Origin of the sequence: Paenibacillus antarcticus (genome assembly GCF_001637225.1) — a bacterium.
Lineage (GTDB): Bacteria > Bacillota > Bacilli > Paenibacillales > Paenibacillaceae > Paenibacillus_AQ > Paenibacillus_AQ antarcticus.
The window spans coordinates 97,921-122,571 of the sequence record NZ_LVJI01000007.1; the positions used below are offsets into that span (position 1 = coordinate 97,921).

Below are 24,651 nucleotides of genomic sequence, written 5' to 3' on the forward strand. Positions count from 1 at the left end.
CTTTCCATCTTTAATATCTTGGTTACTTCCTTATCCATTTCCCTTATTTGAGCTTGAAGATGGATACCAATCCATTCAATTCCTCCGCTAGTTGTGCCAAAGATTGCGCAGTTACTGCTGTTTCCCCACTGCTTGCTGCCACTTCTTCAGTCGCTGCGGATATACTTTCTATGGAGAACATCACCTCTGAGGATTGTGCAGCTTGCTCCTCGCTGGCTGCCGCTATTTCGGTTACTTTATATGCTGTCTCGCTCATCATGGATAGAATATGTTCAAATGCTTCGCCCGTTTTCTGTGAAGATGCCACACCCTCTTCTACGGATTGTACGCCTTGTTTCGTATTCTCTTGCATGCCTTTGATGATCGAAGTAATTTGTTTCGTAGCATCGCCGCTTCGTTCGGCTAACTTCCTAACTTCACCCGCTACAACTGCAAACCCCCGACCATGATCTCCAGCACGTGCCGCCTCAATGGCTGCATTAAGTGCAAGAAGATTCGTCTGGACTGCAATATCGCTAATGACTTCAATAATTTCACCTATTCTGTGCGAGTCTCCTTCGAGTCGAGACATTTGTTCATTCACATGTGTCATCCCATCAATAGAGATTCGGACTACCTTACCCCCATCTTGCGCAATCTTCATCGTCTTATCAGAGAGCTCAGATGCCTGCTCAGCACCCTGAGCTACGGAATGAATAACTAAGGATAACTCATGAAACAACTCATTCATGGTTTGAGCTGCACTGGCTTGGCTCATACTACCGCTTGCAATCTCCTGTGTGCTAGCTGAAATCTGCTGAGACGCTGCTGAGACTGTTTCTGCGGACACCAAGATTCCACCTACCGTATGTCTTAGTTTCAGAATCATGTCATTGACGGAACGAGCCAATAATCCGACCTCGTCTTTCGTAACCAAATCTGAAGTTTCACTCAAATCTCCATTCGCTACCTTCCCTAGCAAGACCACAACACGCTTCAATGGTCTCGATATGATCTGGGAGATTAAATACCCGAACCCAACACTCAGGAGGGTTGCAACTACAGTAAATATGAAAGTAATAAGACGTGAAGATAAGTAAAGGCTATTCGCATAGTCCTTAGCTCCGTCTGCCTGCTTCATCTTGATATCGATCAAACTTTGCAGAATCTCTGTCATTTCAGCAGTCGATTTCTGTAAATTACCTGAAAGCAAATAATTTGTATACTCCTCCCAGCCCACTTTGTCCTCATTCATCTTAATAGCTACGTCTATGTCAGCTTTATACCGTTGCCATATCGAGGTATATTCCTTCATCTTCTCTAGTTCTTCTGGTCTAAGAGCTGTCTTACTATATTTGGCCATAATAGCTTCAATCGCTTTGATGTTATTATGAATTTTCACCTTATATGCTGTAACTTCAGCTTCTGTACTAGCCATCGTGTTTATATCTCGGATATCTATTCTGTTTTTTAGGAACAATTCATTCGCTTCCCCAAAATAAGTAATCGGAGTCAAGCGATCGTCATACATATCGACGATAGATTCATCCATTTTACTCAAATTACTGATCCCATATAATCCAACGATACACAAAATAACAGCAACAATAACAAATGCAGAAATTAACTTTACAGCTGTTCTCATATTATAAAACCACTTCATGTTCCAACACCCCGTTTTTCCTTATTGTAGTAGTAGCATTGTAGTTTCTAATCCATAATTCTAAAGTCCTAGAACCATCATAAAACGAGGGCCATATTTTGGTAACCGAAAAAGTATAGCGTGACCCCGCAATATTATTGCGGAACCCTGCAATCCAATTGAGCAAATACTTTATAAATCATCAATCATTTCGCACCTCGAACTTCATTTCCACACAGCAAAAGACCCCATATCACAACGTGAATGGGATCCTTTTATAGGGGACATTTATTGTCCATGTAACGCACTATTATTCCACATCTGAGTCCGTCAATACACCCATTTGTTTCGCTTTAATTGCAGCTTCCACTCTAGATTTCACCTTTAACTTATAAAATAGATTCGTTAGCTTATATTCTAGGGACCGTTGGCCCATATGTAGAATCTCAGCAATTTCTTTATTACTTTTTCCTTGAGCTATTTCTTTAAGAATCTCATATTCCTTATTACTAATCGTAGAAGCTATCTCTTCATCAATCCCTTCCGGTCCCAAGATTGTCATTCTTCTTAATTGTTTCACTAAGGACAGGGGGAGGATGACTTCTCCTCTTAAAGCACAACGAACAGCCGTAACAAGTTGTTCCCTACTTGTCGTTTTGGGTATGAAACCAAATATGCCGGTCTCAATCATTAAGTTGAAATGATTATTAATTTCAAACCCAGTATATATTAATATGATGGCGTTCGAATTCATTTCTAACACTTGCTTAGCCAGGTCTATCCCATTAACATCGGAAATATGGAGATCGAATAACATGACGTCAAATGATTGTGAGCCTACCATTTCCAAGACTTCCTCAGCCGTATTCGCCAGGTCTACCGATATATCTCCCTCTTGTTCTAGTATCATCCTGGTTCCTTCCATGACAGCTGGATGGTCATCAACCAACAGAATATGAATCATAACAGTTACACCTCGATCCCTTTAGTATTTCGTATCTATTCATGTAGCTGTATAGAGATCGTCATCGTTAATCCATTATTCTCGGATGAGAGGAAATGAATGATTCCATCCATACTACGAACCCGTTCTTTCATACCATGTATACCCATACTTGTCATCGAGTCTTTCATCTCTGTAATATCCATTCCCATCCCATTGTCCTTATACTCTAATCGGATATGCTCGCCTTCGCTGAATAATAGAATACGAACTTCTGTTGCAGAGGAATGTTTCGAAGCATTAGCCAAGAGCTCTTGTACAATACGATATAAACCAATTAGTACATCGTCATCTAATTTATAATTGAAATGTTCTACATCAAAATGAATCACATAATTGGAACGCAATTGAGTGAAATCGAACAAAGCTTCAAGTGAAGAGACGAGTCCATCTCTTATTAACATAGGAGGTCTTAGCTCATTACACGTGATACGTAATTGATAAATGACATCGAGTAAACCCTCCGTGATTTGCCCAAGTTGCTCTCGTAGCATTCCAGTGATAGATCTATCCGTCAAAAGAAGATCAAGCTTACGGTACCAGATAATCTGCTCTTGCAGGGCTGAGTCATGTAAATCCTGAGCGAGGCGCTTTCGTTCATTCTCAGACAAATTAAACATGAAACGCAGAAGCCATGTAGGAGCAACTTGCTCAGATGCATCCTGCTCAAGTTCCTTAGTTAAATCCTCGATGATCAGAAAGTTATCAAATAGCACACTGACATATCGGGTAATCGTGGCAAGCCATACTCTTATAGCTGTTATCTCTAAGCTACTCGGTTTCTCGTCAATACAAAGTAAATAGCTCTTGCCCTTCTTCTCATCTATCTTAAGAGAATAACCTTTCTCCGTTTCGATAATCTCGCATAAATTATCTTTATTGTGTTCAACTTCAATGATACTAACATCTGTAACTTTCAGTATGTCACGTACTTCTTGTAATAACCGTTGTTCCATCTGGGCAATTTTCATTACGCCAAAGAGATCGTGAGAGAACTGATCCAGACTTGTTTGTAAGCGGAAATAGCGCTCCTCGCTTTCCAACAGTGCTTGTTCTACGCGTTTCTTTTCCGTGATATCTTCGAACATGAGCTGTATCGATGAAGATTGTGTATCATAGATCGCTAACATAGATACTATTATCACCTGACCATCCGAACGAACCACTTGATATTCAGCCGGAAGGGAATAGCCGTTCAACATCGTCTTATCCATACCAAGCCTTACATAATCATAATAATCTGGGTGCATCCAATCCATAATATCCGCTGACAACGCATCGTTGCTGATATCTAAGCCGAGGATCCTACAACCTTCTGGATTAATATAATTAATTAACCCGTCCTTATATACAGCGATTGCTACTGGAGAGAGTTCTACCAATCTTCGATAACGCTCTTCACTTTCCTGTAGAGCTCTTTCCATCTTGAGCTGTTCCGTAACGTCCTTAATTAAGATAAGGATCGTCTCTGTGACTTCGTCATATATTCCGATAACCTCTGTATCAATTAATTGACCGTCTACACGAATGATCTTATATTTCATAGATCCAATGTAGTCCATGTCCATCAATTGATGCATCCTTTGCGTGCCCTCTTCCCAATTATCTTCATGAATATAATCGTACATCGATTCCCCTATGATTTCATCGGCATGGGATGCTCCAATCATATTCAGACCAGAGGGATTCATGTAGACCACCTTAGTCTGTAGAAGGAGAACCATGGGTTGAGGAGACAGCTCAATAAGTCTACGATAACGTTCCTCACTCTCTCTAAGTTCTTTCTCAATTCCAACTTTTTTAGTAATATCCCTCGACACGATCACAATTTTCTCGAAATTTCCATCATCCCCGAATACTGGAGTACCCATCGATTCAAGATAGATGATATGACCGTCAACATGGATGAAACGAAATCTTAACAATTTACTACCCTTTGTTTCTAACATATCCATAACGTGATCTATCAGGTATTGCCTATCGTCGGGATAAATATGTTCCAATATTGTCGTCTCCCGAATCAACTCTAAAGGGATACCCATGATGTTCTCACAAGAAGGTGATGCTACAAGGAAATTGCCGGAGGCGTCCAATACAACCATTAAATCTTTCATATTATCTGTAATTAACCGATACTCCGCTTCACGTTCAGCAAGTCTATTCTGAACTTTTCTCTTCACCGTAACGTCTTTAGCAATCACATAAATGCCCACTAGCTGATTATTCACTTGAATTGGAACATTCTTGATATCCCAGTGAATAATACCTCTATCCCTATAACATGATGTCACTGCGTAATGGGGTGTTTCTCCTTCAAGAACCTTCTCGAAAGAGTCATTCATTAGCTCCGCATGCTCATTACCAAACACATCCACAATAGAAAGAGTCTTGCAAGACAGATTCATTCTTTCTCCTGTAATATTCTCGGCAACCGGATTAATAGCTAAGATATTTCCTTGAAGATCTAATTCGCATACAACATCTGTATTATATTCAAATAAAGATTTATAACGTTGCTCGTTCCTGTATAACGTTTCTTCCATCATTTTTCTTTCAGTAATATCTGTTACTAAACCATCGAGCCGCACAACCGAATTGAATTTATCCAGACTGGGTATTATTCTGACTTGAATCCACCTTATATCTCCATTGGCGTGGATAATGCGACTTTCGCTTAGATCCCGAATTCCACCTTTCACCATTGTAGTTATACTATCGACACGAGCTTTTTCATCTGGATGAGCAATACCTGACCAAAATTTACTCACTTTCGTTTGCTCAATTGGATAACCTGTAATTTTAGCTATAGCATCCGAAATAAATGAGACATGCTGCAAGTTCATATCGTATGAAAACAATGCGACGTCAATCGTATCCAACATATCTTGATACAAGGAGAAAGTATTCTCTACTTGTTCCTGTTCAGCTCTCTTTTCCGTTATATCTAGCATTACACCATCAATTCGGCAAACCTCATTAGCGTGATTTAGAACAGGTATACCGATATTTTGAATCCATTTCAGTTCATTATTCTTAATACGGATACGGTACTCTAAGCTACTTATCTGACCATAGCTTAACTTGTTCATGTGTTCATTGAACATATGAACATCTTCCGAATACACCATTTCTTGTAGAAGATTGGAACTATAGACTGTTTCCTCATTCAAATAGCCCATCCATCTCTTGAATCCGTCCGATAGCGTTAGGCAATTTGTTTCCGTAATCATTGACCAAGTGGTTGTTTCGTTGTTGCAGAGTGAATTCATGTTGCTCCCACTTCCTTATTACTAATTATGAACGGCCCCCTGCTTCACCCGACTGATGAACAGTCTAATAAAGAATAAGGGGTAAATCATTAAGTACAAATTGAACACCCACCATGTGATATCAAAGTCTTTAATAAATGACCAGAAGGCAATCGCTTGCAGACCCGAGCAGAATGTCAATACGAGCGATATCAACGCAAACCCTCGCCATGTTGCGTGTTGTTTACGATATAAATACAAACTGTAGAGACCCGTGAGCGATATTATAATATCTAATGGAAAGAACGACCAGTTCCAAGCTACGATGATCGGATTATCATAATCTTTAAATGCCCAACTTGTCGGAATAATATGAAAATAAGTAACAATCCAATACACAATAAATCCGATGTCTGTCATGAGGAAAAAAGGCTTTAATCGTCTCATCCTTAACCTCCAACGTATATAAATTAATAGTGTATTTTATCTTTAGATTCCTACTCGATGGACTCGCTAACCGTTGGTAACGGATCAGAAGTCTTCTCTGAACTAAGATTTAATGAAATGACCCCTATGACGATAAGTACAATAGACAGCACCTTTGTCACATTAACATGCTCGCCTAAATATACAAATCCAATGATTGTAATAGCTACAATTCCTGCGCCAGACCAAATCGCATATACAGTAGAAACCTCAAGGCCTTTTAATGTCAGTGTTAGAAATACAAAACTACAAATATAGAAAACCACAAGTAGGATGCTCGGTTGCCATTTGGTAAATCCCCCCGACAACTTCATACTCAACGTCCCACCCACCTCGAATACAATCGCTAGCCATAAATATAACCAATGCATACGAATCTGTACCCTCTTTACCGTTGTTGTGTGGTAATGCCGTATAACAGAATATCTACTACCGATTGAAGAATATCCCTCATCGTCATTTCAGCTTTCAAGTTAGACGACGGATCGTAAATTTGGTTGATGGCGCTTAAGTAAAGTTCAATAAATAATGGCAAGTGAATATTTCGGATTACACCCTGTTCTGTCCCTTTTTTCATTAATCCTAACACAACGTTCCATTCATCCTTTAAGAAGGAATCGAGAATTTGCCATTGCGAATAGTGGGCATTATGTAGTTCTGATAGTAACCTCGTATCCAAGCCTGCGAACTCCTCCGGGATGCATACCAACATCTGCTCGATCTTTTGTAGTATGTCAAGCTGTTCATCTTCTCCGATTTTTTGTTCTCTTTCTTTAATTTCTAGAATAAGTCCGTTCACAATATGCTCGACAATATCGTCTTTGGAAGTAAAGTGCTCGTAAATCGTCCGCTTACTGATTGCAACTTGCTTTGCTACATCACTAAGGGTAAAGCTAAAACCCTTTTGTTGAATCAAGTAAATCGTGCCATTGATGATTCTATCCTTCACATATCTACCCTCCACTTGGTACTCATTTTTTATTTACAGTACCAACATATGTTATTATATACCAATTATGATTGATAACAAGTTATTTCCCTATACAATCACACATAATCACATAATACATATTCCACTCACAAGAAAAAACGTGGTGATCACTCCCTACTAGGAGCGTCCACCACGTTTGGTATTGATAACCATTAGTTACTACAAAATCTCATTAATCTCGTCCTTGATCGTTTCGGATTGTGGACCGAATACGACCTGAACAGCACCTTTACCAAGTCTCATAACGCCAGCAGCACCAAGTTGCTTAAGACCAGCGTCGCTAACAGCCTTCTCGTCTTTAACGATAAGACGAAGACGTGTGATACAAGCATCAACGGACTCAATGTTGCTAGATCCGCCTAGTTGAGACAAGATTTTAGCCGCGCGACTGTCACCAGATATGGCACCGGAAGCCGAACCTTCAAGCTCAACAACTTCATCCTCACGACCTGGTGTTTTGAGGTTAAACTTCACAATTAGGAAGCGGAACACCACATAATACACCACTGCGGTTACTAGACCAATTGGAATCAATAGCAATGGCTTCGTAGCTAGCTGATAGTTGATTGCATAGTCGAGGAAACCTGCTGAGAAACCAAAGCCGAGCTTCATACCCATTGCATAAGATATAAAAGCAACAGCACCTGATAAAACAATATGCACACCATAAAGTAAAGGAGCAACAAACATAAAGGCAAATTCTAAAGGCTCAGTAATACCAGTCAAGAATGAAGCAAATGCAGCACCGATAAAGATAGATCCAATTGCTTTACGTCTTTCTGGCTTAGCCGTATGAATAATGGCAAATGCAGCAGCTGGAAGACCGAACATCATGACTGGGAAGAATCCTGTCATAAACATACCTGCTTCGGGATCCTTAGCGAAGAAGCGCGTTAAGTCACCGTGAACGACATCGCCAGCAGCGTTAACGAAATCACCAATTTGAAACCACACGATTGAGTTAATGATATGATGTAGGCCAAACGGTACTAAGAGACGGTTAGCAACCATATGAATGGCAGATCCTACACCACCGAGACCTGTAACCCACCCACCGAACGTATCAAGAGCCGCTTGAACAGGACCCCATACAAGACCACACACCAGACCTACAACGACCATTGTGAACGCTGTAGCCATAGGGACGAAACGCTTGCCCCCGAAGAATCCAAGCCAGTCTGGAAGCTTGATTTTATGATATTTCTTATAAAGACCTGCGGCGATACAACCTACCAAGATACCACCGAGAACACCCATGTTCAATTTAGTATCTGCCGATTGCATTAATTCAGGGAATATTCCTGGTACAATTAGAAGTACTTTAGCCAAGATCATATAACCGATCACTGCTGATAATGCTGCTACAGCATCGCCAGCCAATCCAATGGCAACCCCAACTGCAAAGATTAGTGGGAGGTTATCGAATATCGTACCTCCGCCCGCATTTAGAAACGGTGCAACGTAAGTATTTAAGAAACCTCCAACACTGTCTCCCATGTGAAAATCCTTAATGTAATCGACATTACCGAAACGCATTAGGATAGCTGCTGCCGGTAGTGTTGCCACTGGAAGCATCAGCGACTTACCGATTTTTTGGAGAAATGCTAACATGAATGAATCATCCTTTCAAATTTTATAATGCTATGACTTTATAACCGCCTTCAAAATGACAGTACTGCCTGCCTCAACAGGACCGGTGATTAATTCTAAGTCGCTTGTCACATCATCAGCGTTCGTTACAATGATGGGGGTAATGACGGGATATCCTGCAGCTTTAATCTTCTCGATGTCGAATTCAATTAACACTTGTCCTGCTTTCACTGTATCTCCAGTAGCTACGTGAGAGATGAAACCTTCTCCTTTGAGGGATACCGTGTTTACTCCAATATGGAATAGGAATTGCAACCCTGCGGGATGCTCCAACATGATCGCATGTTTCGATTTAATGATATGAGCAACCGTTCCGTCAAACGGAGCGATGAGCTTTCCTTCTGTCGGTTCAATAGCGACCCCTCGACCCATGTGCCCTGCGGCAAATGCCTCATCAGGGACCTCAGTAAGTGCAACCGCGTTACCTGTTACAGGTGCGTAAATATCAACAACAACATTTTCTTCTTTTTTCTTTTTCCAAAACATAAATATTCCTCCTAATCCGGTTTAACGGATATTTATTCTTTAGTCCGATACCCTTAGTGTGCTACTTTTACCATTACACTATCCCGTCGATTTAACCAACTATACTTAACGAGAAATTTTTAAAAAAACATTAAAATAAGCCAAGGAAAGGGACCTATTACTTTAGGTTCGCTTTCCTTGGCTCATGCCCATTAATATAACGGTAACACACCAAGTGAATTCGTTTTTTATTGTTTTTTTATTATGACCTTATAATAATTCATGCTTTGGCATCCGTCAACAACAAAATGTAAGCGCCTTTATTTTAAGTGAAATGAATTCAATTCAGCCGCTTTATAGCCATCAAAAAAAGCAACAAGCAGTCACACTTGACTCCACTTATTGCTTCTAAATTCACCAATTATTTATATAATACTTTGTCCACATTATATTTAGCTTTGTATTCATTAATGATATACGTTTCATAGATTTCTCTATGAACAGGATCACCAATGAGACACACATCAATTTTAGTGACTTCGTCTCTATTCATTTTAATTACGGAAACCGTATCTTCAAAATGTTTCTTTATTCTTGGTCTAAGCTTTCTTGCTTTACCTACGAACAACAATTCATCATTATCGTTGTAGAACATAAAGATACCACCCATATCTCTAGGAATCAGGTGAAAGTCAGTAAACCCGTAAATATTACTTAGCTCAGGATCAACCTGTTTAGTTATGCTAACATGTGGTTCTGGAACGGTTATGTTTATCATTATAGCTCACTTCCTCTTTCTATATAGGTGTAAATTCTATCACAAATCCCAATAGAAAACCATGCACAACTACCTTGCGATTCGCCCGACTGTTCTAGTTAAATATTTCCCTTGATAATATAAACATAAACCTAAATAATTAAGGTATATCTTATTTGGAGAATCTACACCATCCTGAGATGAAGCTTCATTACATACAGAAGAAAGGTTGAACGCTACAGCATGGAACTAACTCAAAGTATTCCTAAGAAATCATCGTTAAAAAAAGAACCATTCCCCATTTCTATCCTTTCGCTTACCGTTGGTGCTTTTGCCATTGGCATGACTGAATTCGTCATTATGGGTCTTCTACCCAATGTAGCTCAGGATTTAAATGTTAGCATTCCAACAGCAGGACAGCTTATTACGATGTACGCCCTTGGAGTAGCTGTCGGTGCGCCCATACTGACGCTCCTCACCCAACGAATTCCACAAAAGAAGCTTTTATGTCTGCTCATGGTTCTATTCATTCTTGGCAACGTTATATCTGTCGTTGCTCCTACTTATGCAGTGTTGATGGTAGCTCGACTCATTACAGCGTTAACTCATGGAACTTTCTTTGGCGTTGGAGCAGTCATCGCTTCTAACCTAGTCCAGCCGAATAAGCGAGCCGGTGCTGTATCCATCATGATGGCAGGCTTAACTATTGCGAATATTGTTGGTGTTCCTCTCGGAACATTTATTGGACAACATATGGGGTGGAGGTCATCATTTGGTGCTATCGCAATCATGGGCGTTGTGGCACTCATCGGTATCATTATCTTTATTCCACAACTCCGCCAAGATAAACCGGCCAGTATTAAACAACAGATATCTGCTTTGGCCAAACCCAGGTTACTTCTATATCTACTAATCGGGGCGCTAGGTAATGCCAGTCTATTCACCGTCTTCACTTATATTAACCCACTGCTTCAGGAGGTCAGCGGATTCGCTGAACATAGTGTAACTTGGATTCTCGTTCTATTCGGGTGTGGTGTGACCATTGGTAATATCCTGGGTGGTAAGCTTGCGGACTGGAAATTGATGCCTTCCATATTGGGACTTTACTTCTCAGTAGCCATCATTCTTACAATCTTCACTTTTACGGTTCATAGTCCCATTGCAGCTGTATTGACAATCTTCTTGTGGGGTGTTGTTTCCTTTGCTGTAATGCCAGGCCTTCAGGTCCGGATTATGAGCTTAGCTCAGGATGCTCCCGCACTAGCTTCTACCTCTAGCCATTCAGCGGGCAATCTAGGGAATGCATCGGGTGCTTTCATTGGTGGCTGGGTCATTACACATCTAGCTATTACATCGCTTCCTTGGGTTGGTGCAATCCTCGTTGGCCTAGGTCTAATCCTTGGAATAGCCTGCTATATCGTAGAGCGCAAGGAAGTTACGGTATAATCCTATTTATATCATTCAACAATATAAAGGCCCAGCTTCGATGTAGAAGCTGGGCCTTTACCTTATTTCACACAATTATTGAATCGCAATATAGATCTTTACTACAGCTTGGGTAGGGTCAAATTTCCCAGCATCATACAGCTCAAAATCCCCAGTGAAAGTTCTTACCTCCTCTGAATCTTTGAAGTAGGACCAAATCTCTCCCCAACATTGTGCGACCACTTCATACACTGGACCTTTGTTAGTCGTAAATACGAGGTACTTACTCTCTGGTATAACCGTATGATTATCGTTATGATCAAGGGCATCCTCACCCAATTCATGCCCTATTACAACGGTATACGCGCCCGATGCATCACTTTCGTAATCGGTGTATAAGGCATAAATAAGATGTGGGTTATTGATCCCAGCCTGTGATGCCAAATGACTCTGAAAATATGTATCCCATAGCTTTGATAATTGTCCGTTTGTACCTAATTCTTCAGCATTCGTCGTACGCACACTCACACCAGTCATTGCGATTTGTGGTTGTTGAACAGTATAAGTATTCATGATTCGCCTCTTCTCCTTGAATATAATTTGATTATACGTTGGAAAAGTGGACACCTATCTGTCTACGTTTATATACTGTTCCACAATTTTTTGTGCCCGTCTCACCACTTCCTCAGCAACACACGCTGGCTGCTCCACTCTGACATGTTCACCATAACTCAGGATCATTCCGTAGAACCATTCATCTTCCGCAAACTCACCCATCACTTGAATGGAACCATCTTCGAGTACAGAGACCATCTCTGGATCAAAAGTATCTACGATGCGATAACGAACTTGTCGTTGAAAGTTCAGTATCATCTCATGCCTAACGTCCGTCGACCACTCCGCCTCCCATGCGTAACCATCTAAGGATGGTGTCTCCCGATGCACACCCTGCTCCATTAACGTACGCAACTCATGTATACGAGATAATCGAAACACCCTGAAATCCTGCCGTAATGTGCAGTATGCATGCAGATACCATACATATCCTTTGAGAATTAAGGCCGCTGGCTCAATAACTCTCTCGCTCTCTTTTCCATTCATGTTCAAATATTGAATGCTGACCTTGCGTGATTCCTCTATCGCCTGTTTCAATGTTTTCACTTTATCTCGCTCAGCAGGACTCTGACCCCAAGGGTTGAAATCAAAGATAATTCCAGCTGAGGATTGCTCTTTATTTATGGTATCTGTTTTACTAAGAAGCGCCTTAACCTTCTCAAGAAGGGTAGCAAACTTACTGTCATCCACAATCCCGGTGATTCCTTTGACTACAGAAACCATTGTGTTGATTTCGTTAAGGGTTAGGAACTGGCGAGCAATCGTGTATTGTTCCATAATTTCAAATCCACCTGAGGTCCCTTGATGTGCCACTATAGGAATGCCTGATTGATTCAATGTCTCCATATCCCTGTAGATCGTCTTAGTTGAAACTTCAAAGCGATCAGCTAACTCCTTTGCACTAACTCGTTCACGGTTGAGCAGCAGAATTGTCAACGCTAATAAGCGATCAATTTTCATCGTTTCTCTCCTAGCCATTATTCTTTGGCTTTCATTATGTCAGCGATACGAAAGAGAATCAATAAATAACACAAAAAAGCCTAGGGCAATGAAGCCCTAAGCTTGTTATCAATTAAATTATTTAGATTGTGCTGCTTGTGCTTGTGCTGCCATCGCATTGAAATCAGGAGCAGTAGGATTAGCTAGATAATGTCCACCTTCAACTTGAATCGTCTGTCCTGTGATGAATTTAGATTCATCAGAAGCCAAGAATAGAACGGTGTTACCGATATCATCAGCTTCACCATGATAAGGTAGAGCATTGTATTTCATGAAGATGTCCAACAAAGGTTGTGACAAATTATTCTTCGCTGCTGGCGTCAAGATTAGACCTGGTGCAACGCCGTTACAACGAATATTATCTTTACCATACTGTGTAGCGATATATTTCGTAAGTTGCACAACAGCTGCTTTAGAAGCACCATATGCGGAACGGATAGAGTCTGAAGCGAACGCAGCCATGGATGCTGTATTAATAATAGAACCTCCACCTGCTTTGATCATATGAGGAATTGCGAAGCGGCTTCCCAATAGAACGCTCTTCACATTTACATTCATAAGGCGATCCCATTCATCTAGATCGATATTAACGACATCAAGGTCTTTCTTCAAATTAGTTAGACCTACGTTGTTATAAAGAATCGTAATTGTACCGTATTCTTTCACTGTGAATTCAACGGCTTCTTTGATCGATTCCTCTTTGGAGGCATCCAAGAATACTGCAGTAGCTTCGAAACCTTGGTTTTTAATTTCTTGTGCAGCTTCTTTTGCAGCGTCAATATTGTAATCACCGATTACCACTTTAGCGCCTTCTTTAGCTAATAACATGGCAGTTGACAACCCAATACCTGAAGCTCCTCCAGTAACTAATGCAACTTTCCCTTGTACTCTTCCCATTATGTTTGTCCCCTTTGTTGTGTGTTTGTTATATGATCGATTCATAATCTATCATTATTATCAAAGTTTTTTAATAACTTGTCATAAATATTAATAAACTGCTGTACTTCTTCTTCACTAAGCACTTTGAACAATTCAACGTGTAGTTCAAGCCCTTTTTGTTGCGCTTCTTTCTGTACCTCTAAACCCTTGTCCGTAATCGATAGAAATACATTTCGTCGATCATTCTCGTTATATTCTCGCTCCGCAAGACCTAATTTAATGAGGCGATCTGCAATACTCGTTATTGCACCTGGTGAGTATCCCAACTTCTTTGATAAAGTAGTATGTTTTTGGGTACCCCTTAATTTCAATTCAGTTAACACGAGAACCGGGGAAATCCCTATATTGTAATCAAAAGACTTCATCCAGCGAATAATCGCTTCATTCGTAAACAATTCTCCTGAACGTATCAACTTAAAAATATCGGTTTGTCCCAAAATAGTCTCCTTTAAAATCGGGTGAAATACATGGTTTGTCCTGTAGAACATTATGTTGAAGGACGCATCATAATCCAAATCCGCTTAATAAATCATCTCCTTATTGTCCATTACAATTAACATCTTAACATTAAAACGTTTAGTAGTAAAATACTTATATTTTAAATATCCATTTTTGTGAAAGATCTTATAATACTACTATTAACGTAACCGTTGATGCACTGGATTAGCCAAAGGAAAATTTGGATAACTTATCACATGATTCTACACAAAAAACACCTATATTAAAAATGTAGGTGTCGTAATTTCGATTCAATTGATACTTACGCAGCTTCACTACCTTACTTCTTCGAATTCATCCATAAGTTTGTCTACAATTTGTTGAACACTTCTAATTTCCTTGATCTCATGCACCCTTGACCCTGCAAAAATCAATCCATTCTGTACATCGCCAATAATGGCGTTATTCAAGGCTTCCATGGTACAGAAACGAAACGAGCATATCTTCAGGCATTTATGGCATTTCTTAATGCGCAATTTCGTCTCCTCGTTACTTATAATGTCTGTCAATCGGTTCTTTATCGCTCTTCCATGTAGTCCTACCGTAGTCTTAACTAGTATCGTATCATTTGGTTTGGTATTCACATACATCTGTTTGAAGGCTTGTGGGGCGTCACATTCGTGACTAGCCACGAAGTGTGTTCCGATCTGTACACCCGATGCTCCTAGTCTCATCGCTTTAGCGATATCTTCTCCTGTCATAATACCACCGGCTGCGATAACCGGAATATTGACGGCCTCTACAACCTCCGGAAGTATATCAAATAAGGGCCGATCTGTACCCAAGTGGCCTCCCGCTTCGAACCCTTCCACCACTACCGCGGATGCTCCTAATCTCTCTGATAGTCTAGCTACTTTAGCAGATGAGACAATTGAAATGACAGGTGTATTGTACGCTTTACCCCATGCATACATATCTCTAGAAATACCCGCCCCAGAGATAATGAAATCCACCTTTTCTTCTAAGGCTGCCTGCATTTTTTCAGCGAAATCTTTAACAGCAAACAAGACGTTAACTCCGATATATCCCATTCGTTCCTTGGATTCTTCTCGTGCTTTACGAATATGTAATCTTAATTCCTCTATCGTGATGCCTGTACCTGAAATGGTGCCAATCCCACCCGCATTAGCTACAGCTGCGGCAAGACCACTCAAGGAAATTCCGACACCCATACCCCCCTGCATGATGGGTACTCTTGATTTAATATGGCCAAATTGTAATATCGGAAGCTCCAATATGAACACCTCTTTCATGATATGACTACAAATCATTGGTTATATTGTTATTTAAGGATCACCTTTTACAGTACTATAGCAAGAAGTATGATCATATGATTCAACTCACAGTCCAATAAGAACAGCGTAGAGATTCGTAGAATCATACCCAGATCAAAAAACCTCTAACTTCAAATAAAGTTAGAGGAATTATGATATATTGGTTAATAGCCTACATTCGAATGACAAAGGAGCGCATACTTTGAAAAAGTATCTATTACCTGTACTTATTTTACTTATGAGTTTACTCTATATTTTCGTTATTCCATCGGAACCACACGCCGTCAAGATCCTATTCAAGTTAATTCCGATGTGGCTCATTATCATTTATGCATATTTTCAAATTCCTAGAATTAGAAAGCGCCATCATTTATTGCTATTAATCGGATTATTCTTCTGTATGTTAGGCGATGGCCTATTAAGTTGGTTCGTCGTTGGATTATCTGCCTTTCTAGTTGGGCATCTATTCTATATGATGGGATTCCTCAGCAAATGGCGCTTCTCAAAGCTTCGATTCGCTAGCATTGTTCCGATTGCCGTGTATGCTTCATTCATGGGTTGGGAGCTTGTTCATGCATTGATTCGAGATAACAATGGATCCTTGATCATCCCTGTTCTTCTTTATGTAAGTGTAATTTCCTTGATGATGTGGTCTGCGGCTATGACCGGTCAACTATGGGCAATTATCGGGAGTATTTTGTTTGCAATTTCAGATTCTATCTTGTCGTGGAACCTATTTATATCCGATATTACTTTCTCAGGTGTATTCATCATGACAACTTATTACGCTGCTCAATTCTGTATGGCCTTCAGCATAGGAACATTAGCTATACATACATTGTTAGTTGAAGAAGTAGAAGCACCTCTGGCATAGTACACGATTTGAATCACCAGCTATCTACCGCATGTTCGGCGAAAGCAACGATGTCCTTTACCTCATCAATAACGCTGCCGTCATCAAGAATTGCTTTCCCTGTAAATGTACCGAATAACTAATGCCAGCTATGATCTACGAACAATATCTGCCCTCATTGGTCGTAGATCATGACAGAACATACGAGAAGTCGTCGTTCATCGGTATCATCCCTTAGTATATAGCAGCAATGCGTAAGCTTATGACTTATATCTTTTGGTGAAAAGGACACCCTATTTCAGCCGACGAGACCGTAGTCGTCTCTATGTTATCACCAGATTCAAGTCGACCATCCAACGCATCTAGCCAGCCTTGATAAGCAGGATTTTGATAAAGAAATTGCGGACTCAGATCGAGCTCCTTCAAGGATTGATCGTGCCAGATTGGGGTAGCTGTTGGTGACATGGGCGGAATAAGCCAAGACCAACGGCTTGATACCTCACGCCCGCGTTGCTCTTCTTGCTGTTGGAAGCGAACGAATTGATCTGCCGCCGTATGATGGTCGACAATGCTAACCCCAGCTTGTTTGAATGAATGGAGCACCGCACGGTTCAGCTCTAGAAGTGCTCTGTCTTTCCACAACGTCGTGTTGGTAGAACGATCCAGACCCATCAGATTAGCAACAGCAGGTAGGAGGTTGTAACGTCCTATATCACCTAAATTTCGTGATCCAATTTCAGTCTCCATATACCAACCGTTAAATGGAGCAGCCGTGTACAAGATGCCACCAATCTCAAGCTGCATATCCGAAATAATAGGTACCGAATACCAACGAAGCTGAAGTTCTGGAAAACGTTCAATCTCGGGATGACTTAAGTGTACTTCCTGCACCAAGTCTGTAGGAATGGGAAACAGCCGAGGTTCCCCCTTCCCAATACCGACAACCAGCGGTAACACATCATAATTCCCGCCTGTTCCTTGCCATCCGAGTTGCTGACATACACGTGTGAAATCATCAGACGCCGGATCTCCTGAACGGACAGACCCGTCTATGCTTGGATAACCAGCATAACGAATCAGTTGATGATTCCACACACGAATACGCTGCCACTCGTCTTCTCCACTACGGAATACCGTTAATACAGGGCGAATACGCCCGCCATTATTCGCTCTTTCCACGTGTTGCAACAAAGCTTCCGCTATCTTCTCCTCATTCTCTGCTTGACGAGCATCGATCACCTCAAGCTTGTCCCAGAACAGACGGCCAATGCAGCGACTATTATGACGCCAAGCCATCCGCGCTCCATGTATCAATTCTTCCTCTGTGTGATAGTAACTACCCGAGTTATTTATTTGTTCACGTACAGTAATGAGACGGTTCTTCGTCTCTTCTTCCGACTTGTCCAACTCGAAGTACATCGTGTGGATGAATGATTCCGCCTTCTTGATCAACTCTTCGATGTTCGTGTTATTCATGCTGATCTCTCCCCGATTCTAACCATTCTAACTTTCTAGAACTCTTTTGTTTAGTATAACATTCGGGCTACCTTACTACATCTTTCGGGATGACCTTATCCTATCATTTCCGCAATATGTGTCTATTCAGTCAACTACTCCAGAAATCATAAATAGATATAAACAAATCTCCACTCCAAGAGAGGAACGGGAAATTTGTTTATATCTATTGGCTCATCACTATTATCTATCGTTCATAACCAAGTATCGATGCTACTTATTTCCCACCCATAGGTGCTGCCGCCTTTGGCGAATACACGGAAATATGGTGAAGCACTTGTTTATCATGTGGACCTACGAATTTGAGTTCATATTCTCCAACCTTATAGACAAGGATATCGTCATTTCCATTGGTACGATTTTCACTTGGCACCCCTAATGTTTGTGTAATATCTTCCAAAGAGATTTGGCTGAATTGTACCTTTGGACCCTCGCTAGAACCATAGGAACGAACATCGTAGATCACTTCACCACGTCCAATACCAAAAGCAAATGACCCTCTTCCTGCGCCTGGGCTATATGCCTCATAGGGATCACCCGCTCCTACCGGCTTATCTGGTTCTCCCCATGACGCATGAACTTTATCAATAAGATCTTGTCCCGAAACAAAATCAACACCCGGTACTTTCCCTTCCTTACTAAGCTCATAGATCTCTTTAATTAATTCGCCATTTTCTTCTTTAACCGGTGTAGTTCTTCCTGTATTGCCCTGCGCACTAACATCCTTGGAGGGTTTCTTGCTATCCGTATTCACATTTTCTTGTTGTTGCGTAACTGGCTGTTCTGTACTGACATTGGACTTACTATCCGAAGCACAGCCTGCAAGTAGAACGACTATAGAAATACCGATAATTGACCATGATAAAGACTTACGTTTAAATGTTATGATCATCACAATTCTCCTTTCAATTGCTGAATAGTTGGATTCGGTGACACTAAAAAAGTCTATTTTACACCACGAAATTAAATAAAAGAAAAAAACCTCTAGAATGACTCCTAAAGGCTCTATTCCTATTTGTAAGTATTATCCGTAACATCCGACCTAGGCGCTACTATTACTTTACTTAGCGTTGGTTGGGACAGTGCTGTCGGTGTTAGGTGTTACTACTGGTGCCGGTGTTGGTTCTACTGCTGGTCTTGGAGCTAAATGGTCTTTCTGAGTTTTGAAATATAGCGCTTTGTCAATGATAGCAATAGCTTCAGCACGTGTTGCTGTTCTCACCGGTCCAAATGTTCCATTAGGGTATCCTGCCATAATTTTATTATCTATAACTGCACTAATAGCTCCCTTACTCCATGCAGGAATACCTTGCCCATCTGCAAGAGATTCAATTGTTCCCGATTGATTCAAACCTAATAGATTCGCAACAATCACTGCTACTTCTTGACGAGTCATTTCATTCTTTGGTCTAAACGTTCCATCGGGGTATCCTGAGACGTATCCGGCTTTCTTTGCAACCCCTATATCTTCATACGACCAGTCTGTCTGTTTCACATCCGTGAATCCAATGGTTTCCGATCCCATTAATCCAAATGACCTATTCACCAATGCGGTAAATTCCTCACGATTCACCTTTTCTTCTGGTCGAAATGTTCCATCTTCATACCCAGAAACTAAGTCCCGATCATTCCAACTTGTAATGACACCTTCTGCCCAGTGACCTTTAATGTCATTGACACTACTAGCTGCTGATACCATTCCCATTGACGAAAAAGTTAAACCTAATACTGTTGTCCATACAAATGCGGTTTTCTTTGTTATTTTCTTCAAAACTAACATCTCCTCGTTAAATCTAATTTTATTAATAACCATTAGCAACTTATGTACTCACACTATTGATTTAACCCAGTATTTACTATTTTGAATCAAGGTTTCATCCTACCCTTTGCAATGTTGGTATAAAGGTGCATTCCTCCGATCGATCCAACCAACCCATTCACTCATATTCCCGTTAATTTCAGGGAAATATATATATTATGAAACATTTTATAGATTCAACACGTCGATAAGCCTAAGAACAGAAGTCACAATACACATACTAAGGAGAATGTCCCAATGAAAAAACTACCTTTCGCTCTTATGCTAGCCATCGTATTCACACTAGCGCTAAGTGCATGTTCCAGTACGAAGGAAACAAAGATTGAATCGAATGTACCTGTGAAAGAAATGGTCGATAAGATGATTACAGAAATAGAACAACCATCTTTAATGGAACTAGATGCAGAAATGGTGAAGCAACAATACCAATTAGATACTACATTGCTTGAAGAATATACCGTTCGAGCTCCGATGATGAACATAAAGACCAACGAAATTGCCATCTTCAAAGTGAAGGATGCCAAAGATATCCCCGCTGTTGAAACAGCTATTAAACAACGTGCAACAGCAGTACAAAAGCAATTCGAGACATACCTTCCTGATCAATACGAGAATGCTAAGAACTATAAAATGGTTACCAAAGGTAACTATGTATTCTTCGTTATTTCCGAAAAAGCAGATGAACTTGTGAAGGCATTCGATAATTTCTTCGTGCAAAAATAGTCATCTATGTTATTCAGCAGCCTACTGTTCCTATTCGTATTCTTGCCGGCCGTCCTTGCGCTATATTACATTTCGCCTTGGCGAATTAAAAATCTCATCTTATTTATAAGCAGTCTGATCTTCTACGCGTGGGGCGAACCGGTTTACATTATCATTATGTTGCTGTCCACCATTACAGATTATAGCTTCGGTCTACTACTCAGTAGTCCGAAGCTAAATGCTGTTCAACGGAAGTGGATTGTCGTATGCTCCGTAATCATAAATCTTGGATTGCTATCATACTTCAAATACGCCGACTTTCTTATTACGAATGTGAATGAACTCCTTGGAACTCATATCCCTTTAACAGACTTACCTCTCCCAATCGGGATATCGTTCTATACGTTTCAATCGATGTCCTATATCATTGACGTCTACCGTGGGACCGCCAAAGCACAACGTAATTGGATCGACTTTGGTACGTTTGTCGCCTTGTTCCCCCAATTAGTCGCAGGCCCGATTATTCAATACAATACCATCGCCGAACAACTACGCGAGCGTTCGATGAATATGGAGAAGTTTGCAGAAGGGGTCCGGCGCTTCACGATTGGACTGGGGAAAAAGGTGCTACTTGCGAACAATATAGGATTACTCTGGGATACCATATCCAAGTCTAATATGGAATCTATGCCTGTATTAACAGCTTGGCTAGGCATTATTGCTTTTGCTTTTCAAATCTATTTCGACTTTAGTGGCTATTCTGATATGGCGATTGGACTCGGTCTCATGTTCGGATTTCAATTTAACGAGAACTTCAACAAGCCCTATACCGCACAAAGTATCACGGACTTCTGGCGAAGATGGCATATTTCTCTTAGCAGTTGGTTCCGGGACTATGTCTATATCCCACTTGGCGGTAATCGCCGAGGATTTGGTATTCAATTACGTAACATTCTAATTGTGTGGGTACTTACAGGCATTTGGCATGGCGCAAGTTGGAATTTTCTGTTGTGGGGCTTATACTTCGGTGTTATTCTCATATTTGAAAAATGGTGGGGATTACAGCTTCTAAGTCGCTTACCCCGCTTCGTAAGACATCTCTATGCACTCGTACTAATCCTCATCGGATGGGTCTTGTTCGCTTTCGACCAACTTCCTATGGTATTCAGCTATCTACAAGCCATGATGGGACTCAGTCACCAGCCATTGTGGGATAATACGACGTTATATTTTGCGTATACGAACGCGATTCTCATCATCGTATTGGTTATCGCATCTATACCAAGGAAGTTGCTACCGAGACTAGAGACTAGGTATCTACTGCATCTCATCTGGTATGGATTACTATTCTTCCTATCGGTCGCTTACTTGGTAGATGCCACGTTTAACCCATTCTTATATTTCCGGTTCTAACCATGAGGGAGGATACAACTGATGAAGCAGAGGACAGATCGAATATTGGTTGGGGGATTTGTCCTAACGCTTGCTCTCATGTCTTTAGCCTTTTTCTTATTGCCTAAGGAGCGTTTCTCCGAACTCGAAAATCGTGTATTACAGAGCGCGCCACAACTGACATGGGACAATCTTTTGTCTAAAAAGTACGCGGATGATGCTGAGAGTTTCGTAACAGATCAATTTCCCTTTCGTTCAAAGTGGGTAGCGGTCAAATCGTCTGTTGAACAATTACGACTACAGCAAGAGAATAACGGGATTTATAAAGGTACTGATGGTTATTTGTTCGAAAAGTTCGCTACACCTGATTATTCAAAAATTCAACAATACGCGGATGCGGTAAAGAAATTTGCCGTTAGCCATCCTGAAGTGAACACCACCTTCATGCTTGCACCGACATCCGTTGGTATTTACGCTGATCGACTGCCTTGGCTCGCTCCAATCTACTCTCAAGCGAAGGTCAATCAATTTATTGCTGAAGATGTACAGGGAAGCGTATCGTTTATCGATGGTTTTAATTTCCTGAGTCCTCATGCTTCAGAACCGATATACTATCGAACCGATCACCATTGGACGACGAACGGCGCTTACCTAGCTTATGTAGCTTACGCCCAGAAGATGGGCTGGCATCCCTTATCCAAGAAGGAATTCAACATTCAGACCGTGAGCAATTCCTTCTTAGGAAGTTACCATACACGGAGTCAATTTAATGGCGTAACCCCAGATTCGATTGAAGTCTACACGCCTATTCAGCCCGTATCGACAGAGATGTACGTTGCTGATACCGATGAGACATTTACGAGCATGTACGATGCCAACTTTCTAGAGAAAAAGGATCAATACTCCTATTTCTTAGGCGGCGTTCATGCTCTTATGAAGCTTACAAGTAAGCCTCATAAGAGTGTTGTTAAACAAGAGAAATTGTTGGTCATCAAGGACTCTTACGCTCATAGCGTAATCCCATTCCTAACACTACACGTACCTGAAATTCATGTCATCGACATGCGTTACTATAACGGGAGCATCAGCGACTATATGTCCGAGAATGGCATTAAGGACGTACTATTACTGTTCAACACAGCTACTTTTATCGACAGTCCTGCACTCTTGAAATTGGATGCGAAGAAATAAGAATACATTGAGGGATCGGGGGCGAACATCTAGACAATCCCCGATCTCTCAACAACGTTCATACTGTTGAGTATGAGTGAAATATTCTTTCAATGAGTTTCTTTCCCTATCCTTACAGCATATCCGCTAATGTTTTGGCCTGTGTATCAAGTTGACGTGCAGCTTCTCCGAAGCCCGTAAATTCATCAACAGCCTGCTGAGTTCGGTGTTGGCTATCCGTAATAACCGTTTGCGAACGTTTGGTACCTTTAGCGATCTCTGCAACCTGAGCAGCAATACCCTCCAGATTGGCATTCACTTCCTTTGTTGCTTCCTCTGCTTGCTTAGACAACTTACGAACCTCGGTTGCCACCACGCTAAAGCCTCGCCCATGTTCTCCAGCGTGTGCCGCCTCAATCGCAGCATTCAATGCCAATAAATTAGTCTGTGAAGCAACATCACGAATGGTCTTCATAATACCACGCACTGAATTCGCCTTATCTTCCAATAACTTCAGAAGTTGCATGTTGTCATCAGACTCCTTAACGACCCGTTCAATGGATGATGCGATTTGATGGCTACTCGACACACCTTCCTCTGCACGCTTCAAGAGATTCTCCGCCATCTGTTGCAATCCACTTGTCACTTGTGTCATTGCATTCTCCCTATGGGTGATATCCGTTGCCACTTTAATAACGGCTTGTACATCGCCTTCTGCATCATAAACGGGTATATATGTCGCCTCAAACCACAGGAGACGTTGATTCTTACTGACCCGTAATATTTTTTCTTGGAAAGGACGTCCGCTTTTTAAATCTTTCCACAACGTCACATATTCAGAACTATTCACAAACTCTTGTGTACAAAACTGCTTATGCATCATTCCTACCATTTTTGAGGCTTCATAATCCATCGCACGTGCGAAGTTAGCATTTACCCATAATACTTTACCCTCCGTATCGAATTCGATCATGGCCAACGATTGTTCCATGGCTGCAAGAACCGCACTCTGTTCCAGTACTTGAGTACTTGAATACTTATCATTTCTTAGACTACCCATATTACGCCTCCTACATATGTATAACTTTTCACAATAACTATTATTAAAAATAGCCCTATAGAACTATAGATATGCACAACCACATAACTATAAACAAACTATATACAAAATATACACAAACATTAAACAACACGCAACACCATTTAGAGAAACAACCATCTTTGAAAGA

General features: G+C 40.9%; 23 protein-coding genes. 5 read left to right on the top strand and 18 right to left on the bottom strand.

Annotated elements, in window-relative coordinates; all coding sequences use genetic code 11:
* Positions 1-43: 43 nt before the first annotated feature.
* From PBAT_RS06195 to PBAT_RS06235, 9 genes are all read right to left on the bottom strand, one after another.
* Positions 44-1,624 carry a methyl-accepting chemotaxis protein gene (locus PBAT_RS06195; protein ID WP_248912409.1) on the bottom strand — a complete coding sequence of 527 codons (1,581 nt, stop codon included), beginning with the start codon at positions 1,622-1,624 and terminating at the stop codon, positions 44-46.
* A gap of 307 nt (positions 1,625-1,931) precedes the next feature.
* Positions 1,932-2,585 (bottom strand): response regulator transcription factor, encoded by a 654-nt coding sequence (locus PBAT_RS06200; RefSeq protein ID WP_068647623.1) that lies wholly within the window; start codon positions 2,583-2,585, stop codon positions 1,932-1,934.
* A gap of 35 nt (positions 2,586-2,620) precedes the next feature.
* Positions 2,621-5,893, bottom strand: coding sequence for a sensor histidine kinase (locus tag PBAT_RS06205; protein ID WP_068647625.1), 3,273 nt, complete (start codon positions 5,891-5,893; stop codon positions 2,621-2,623).
* A gap of 21 nt (positions 5,894-5,914) precedes the next feature.
* Positions 5,915-6,319 carry a YvaD family protein gene (locus tag PBAT_RS06210; protein WP_068647627.1) on the bottom strand — a complete coding sequence of 135 codons (405 nt, stop codon included), beginning with the start codon at positions 6,317-6,319 and terminating at the stop codon, positions 5,915-5,917.
* A 50-nt stretch (positions 6,320-6,369) separates the two neighbouring features.
* Positions 6,370-6,729, bottom strand: coding sequence for a DMT family transporter (locus tag PBAT_RS06215; protein ID WP_068647629.1), 360 nt, complete (start codon positions 6,727-6,729; stop codon positions 6,370-6,372).
* 17 nt (positions 6,730-6,746) lie between these two features.
* Positions 6,747-7,307, bottom strand: coding sequence for a TetR/AcrR family transcriptional regulator (locus PBAT_RS06220; protein WP_068647631.1), 561 nt, complete (start codon positions 7,305-7,307; stop codon positions 6,747-6,749).
* Between the two features lie 201 nt (positions 7,308-7,508).
* Positions 7,509-8,960: a PTS transporter subunit EIIC gene (locus tag PBAT_RS06225; protein WP_068647633.1), complete on the bottom strand. Its 1,452-nt coding sequence runs from the start codon at positions 8,958-8,960 to the stop codon at positions 7,509-7,511.
* Between the two features lie 30 nt (positions 8,961-8,990).
* Positions 8,991-9,491, bottom strand: coding sequence for a PTS sugar transporter subunit IIA (locus PBAT_RS06230; RefSeq protein ID WP_188017014.1), 501 nt, complete (start codon positions 9,489-9,491; stop codon positions 8,991-8,993).
* Positions 9,492-9,885: 394 nt separating this feature from the next.
* Positions 9,886-10,242 (bottom strand): nucleotide excision repair endonuclease, encoded by a 357-nt coding sequence (locus PBAT_RS06235; protein WP_068647637.1) that lies wholly within the window; start codon positions 10,240-10,242, stop codon positions 9,886-9,888.
* 222 nt (positions 10,243-10,464) lie between these two features.
* Here PBAT_RS06235 and PBAT_RS06240 point away from each other — a divergent pair, with 222 nt between their 5' ends.
* Positions 10,465-11,667: an MFS transporter gene (locus PBAT_RS06240; RefSeq protein ID WP_068647639.1), complete on the top strand. Its 1,203-nt coding sequence runs from the start codon at positions 10,465-10,467 to the stop codon at positions 11,665-11,667.
* Positions 11,668-11,742: 75 nt separating this feature from the next.
* On the opposite strand, the gene PBAT_RS06245 is transcribed toward PBAT_RS06240, so the two are convergent.
* The 5 genes from PBAT_RS06245 to PBAT_RS06265 all read right to left on the bottom strand — a co-directional run bounded on the left by PBAT_RS06245 (position 11,743) and on the right by PBAT_RS06265 (position 15,950).
* On the bottom strand, positions 11,743-12,219 hold the full coding sequence (locus PBAT_RS06245; protein ID WP_068647641.1) for a GyrI-like domain-containing protein: 477 nt from the start codon (positions 12,217-12,219) through the stop codon (positions 11,743-11,745).
* Between the two features lie 54 nt (positions 12,220-12,273).
* Positions 12,274-13,221 carry a helix-turn-helix transcriptional regulator gene (locus PBAT_RS06250; RefSeq protein WP_068647643.1) on the bottom strand — a complete coding sequence of 316 codons (948 nt, stop codon included), beginning with the start codon at positions 13,219-13,221 and terminating at the stop codon, positions 12,274-12,276.
* A 117-nt stretch (positions 13,222-13,338) separates the two neighbouring features.
* Positions 13,339-14,157 (bottom strand): SDR family NAD(P)-dependent oxidoreductase, encoded by an 819-nt coding sequence (locus PBAT_RS06255; protein WP_068647645.1) that lies wholly within the window; start codon positions 14,155-14,157, stop codon positions 13,339-13,341.
* Positions 14,158-14,198: 41 nt separating this feature from the next.
* Positions 14,199-14,636 (bottom strand): MarR family winged helix-turn-helix transcriptional regulator, encoded by a 438-nt coding sequence (locus tag PBAT_RS06260; RefSeq protein WP_068647647.1) that lies wholly within the window; start codon positions 14,634-14,636, stop codon positions 14,199-14,201.
* Between the two features lie 336 nt (positions 14,637-14,972).
* Positions 14,973-15,950, bottom strand: coding sequence for an NAD(P)H-dependent flavin oxidoreductase (locus PBAT_RS06265; RefSeq protein WP_068648080.1), 978 nt, complete (start codon positions 15,948-15,950; stop codon positions 14,973-14,975).
* Between the two features lie 223 nt (positions 15,951-16,173).
* On the opposite strand from PBAT_RS06265, the gene PBAT_RS06270 reads away from it, so the two are divergent.
* The gene (locus tag PBAT_RS06270) at positions 16,174-16,845 is read left to right on the top strand and encodes a lysoplasmalogenase (RefSeq protein WP_246168334.1); all 672 of its coding nucleotides are present in this window, start codon (positions 16,174-16,176) and stop codon (positions 16,843-16,845) included.
* A 246-nt stretch (positions 16,846-17,091) separates the two neighbouring features.
* Here PBAT_RS06270 and PBAT_RS06275 read toward each other — a convergent pair whose 3' ends face one another.
* From PBAT_RS06275 to PBAT_RS06285, 3 genes are all read right to left on the bottom strand, one after another.
* Positions 17,092-18,300, bottom strand: a complete 1,209-nt coding sequence (locus tag PBAT_RS06275; protein WP_068647649.1) for a nitric oxide synthase oxygenase — start codon at positions 18,298-18,300, stop codon at positions 17,092-17,094.
* Positions 18,301-18,556: 256 nt separating this feature from the next.
* On the bottom strand, positions 18,557-19,231 hold the full coding sequence (locus tag PBAT_RS06280) for a YjgB family protein (RefSeq protein WP_068647652.1): 675 nt from the start codon (positions 19,229-19,231) through the stop codon (positions 18,557-18,559).
* A gap of 168 nt (positions 19,232-19,399) precedes the next feature.
* Positions 19,400-20,110 carry an S-layer homology domain-containing protein gene (locus tag PBAT_RS06285; RefSeq protein ID WP_068647653.1) on the bottom strand — a complete coding sequence of 237 codons (711 nt, stop codon included), beginning with the start codon at positions 20,108-20,110 and terminating at the stop codon, positions 19,400-19,402.
* 285 nt (positions 20,111-20,395) lie between these two features.
* Between PBAT_RS06285 and PBAT_RS06290 the strand changes: the two genes are divergently transcribed.
* Genes PBAT_RS06290 through PBAT_RS06300 form a run of 3 tightly spaced genes read left to right on the top strand, consistent with a single transcriptional unit; the run spans position 20,396 to position 23,443 of the window.
* Positions 20,396-20,881, top strand: coding sequence for a DUF4358 domain-containing protein (locus tag PBAT_RS06290; RefSeq protein WP_068647655.1), 486 nt, complete (start codon positions 20,396-20,398; stop codon positions 20,879-20,881).
* Positions 20,882-20,887: 6 nt separating this feature from the next.
* Positions 20,888-22,273, top strand: coding sequence for an MBOAT family O-acyltransferase (locus PBAT_RS06295; protein WP_068647658.1), 1,386 nt, complete (start codon positions 20,888-20,890; stop codon positions 22,271-22,273).
* Between the two features lie 21 nt (positions 22,274-22,294).
* Positions 22,295-23,443, top strand: coding sequence for a DHHW family protein (locus PBAT_RS06300; protein ID WP_068647660.1), 1,149 nt, complete (start codon positions 22,295-22,297; stop codon positions 23,441-23,443).
* Between the two features lie 112 nt (positions 23,444-23,555).
* Here the strand turns inward: PBAT_RS06300 and PBAT_RS06305 are convergent, their stop codons facing one another.
* Complete coding sequence (locus tag PBAT_RS06305) at positions 23,556-24,482, bottom strand: methyl-accepting chemotaxis protein (RefSeq protein ID WP_068647662.1); 927 nt, start codon at positions 24,480-24,482, stop codon at positions 23,556-23,558.
* Positions 24,483-24,651 lie beyond the last annotated feature (169 nt).